1 protein-coding gene is annotated in these 2,372 nt (G+C 36.3%); it reads left to right on the top strand.

The features are described 5' to 3' along the window. The coding region (locus ACFILA_RS09320) for a type ISP restriction/modification enzyme (protein ID WP_375661100.1) at positions 1 to 2,372 on the top strand (2,372 nt) is incomplete at both ends.

Genomic DNA, 2,372 nt, shown 5'->3' with positions numbered 1-2,372 from the left:
CAAGAGTTTTATGACAGCGTAAAGTTCCGTGCCTCTGGCATTACAGAACCACAGGCAAGACAAAATCTTATTATCAAGCTTTACGAAGATTTTTTTACCAAGGCATTTAAGAAAACCACGGATAGGCTTGGCATTGTTTATACCCCCGTTGAAGTTGTGGATTTTATCATTCATTCTGTTGATGATGTGTTGCGTAATGAATTTGGAAAAAGCTTAGGGTCACGGGGTGTTTCTATTCTTGACCCTTTTACGGGTACTGGGACCTTTATCACACGGCTTTTACAATCCAATCTCATAAAACCAGAGGATATGGAATATAAATTCCGTCATGATATTCATGCCAATGAAATTGTTTTGCTTGCCTATTACATAGCAGCGATTAACATTGAATCGACTTATCATAGTATCATGAAAGGTGAGTACATTCCTTTCAAGCATATTGGTTTGACCGATACTTTCCGCATGCTTGAAGAAAAGAACCTTCTGCAAAAATTATTCAAAGAAAACAGTGAATATTTAGAGCATCAAAAGAAACTGGATATTAAAGTTATCTTTGGTAACCCTCCTTATTCAACAGGTCAAAAGAGTGCGAATGACAATGCAAAGAAGACCCCTTATCCACTATTAGATAACCATATTCGTGAAATCTATGCTGCTCAATCTAAAACACCTTTTGTTCAAGCACTTTATGACAGCTATATTCGTGCCATTCGTTGGGCTAGTGATCGTATTGATAATGCTGGAATAATCGGCTTTGTTTCTGGTTCAGGTTACATAGAAAAATCGACAATGGACGGTTTACGAAAATCTTTAGCCAAAGAATTTAGCAGTATTTACGTACTCAATTTACGAGGAGATATTCGTAAAAACATGTTAAGTAATGGGGCTGCTCAAGAAGGGGAAAATGTTTTTGGCAATGGTAGTATGACCGGTATCGCTATAACGCTCTTTATCAAAAAGCCCAATGTGACTGAATCATGTAAAATTTACTATCACGACATTGGTAGTAATCTTACAACTAAAAGGAAACTTGAGATCCTTGACGAATTTTGCAGTATTGATGGTATTACCCATGAACAAGGCTGGCAACTCATTACACCAGACAAGCATGGTGACTGGATTCATCAACGTGATGACAGTTTCAACGCATTTTTAGCTTTAGGCGTTAAAAGAGGGCATGATAAAAAGCTTTTTGAGACTTATTCTTGTGGTATTGTAACTAATCGTGATGCCTGGGCATATAACTCGAGCCTTGAGGCTTTAGGGAAGAACATGAGCAATATGATTGCTTTCTATAATAGTGAAGTAAAGCGTTTTAATGAAGCCTATGGGCATGTTGATAGTATAATACGTGAAAAGGCTGTAGACAGTTTCATCAATGCCGATACAAGTAAAATCAGTTGGAGTTATCATCTCAAAAAAAAATTGCTTAAAGCAAAACTCTTTCCTTTTGACAATAACTGTCTTACACAAAGTCTTTATCGTCCTTTTACAAAGCAGTGGCTTTATTACAATCGCAGTTTCAATGAAATGGTTTCTCGAATACCACGTATGTTTCCGATAGGACAAGCGGTTGAAAATCAAGTAATTCAAATTACAGGCATAGGAGCAAGGTGTGGTTTTTCTGTTTTGATGAGTAAGGATTTACCTAATCTAGATGCAATAGAAAAAGGTCAATGTTTTCCACGTTATATTTACGAAGATACTGAATCTTTAAAAAATAAAAAACAATCCCTTTTATTTACAAACTCTATAGAAGAAAGCACAACAGCTGATTTACAAAGGCGTGATGCTATTACTGATGAGGGGCTAGAACATTTTAAAGCAGCTTATCCTAATGAAACTATCACGAAAGATGATTTATTCTATTATATTTATGGTCTACTTCATTCGGAAGATTATCGTACACGTTATGCTCATAATTTATGCAAAGAACTGCCTCGTATCCCTTGTGTAAAGAGTGCTGGTGATTTTTGGAAGTTCGTAACAGCAGGGCGTGAACTCGGTCATTTGCACATGAATTATGAAGATGTAAAACCTTATCCAGTGACTTTTAAAAAGGGTAATCCAAAAGTTACAGAAATCTCTAATCCTGAGAAATTCTATTATGTAACTGAAATAAAATTCGCAAAAGCAGGTAAAGAGAAAGATAAATCAACTGTTATTTATAATAACAATATCATCATGACAGATATCCCTCTTGAAGCTTATAAGTATATCGTCAATGGCAAGCCCGCTCTTGAATGGGTTATGGGGCGTCAATGCGTTAAGACTGATAAAAAGAGCGGCATTGTTAATGATGCCAATCACTATGCTGTTGAAACCGTTGGCAACCCTGCTTATCCATTAGAGTTGTTTCAAAGGGTTATTAC

Origin of the sequence: Bartonella sp. CL71SXKL (assembly GCF_042194935.1) — a bacterium.
Taxonomy (GTDB): Bacteria; Pseudomonadota; Alphaproteobacteria; order Rhizobiales; family Rhizobiaceae; genus Bartonella.
This window is presented reverse-complemented; position numbering and strand designations above follow the sequence as displayed.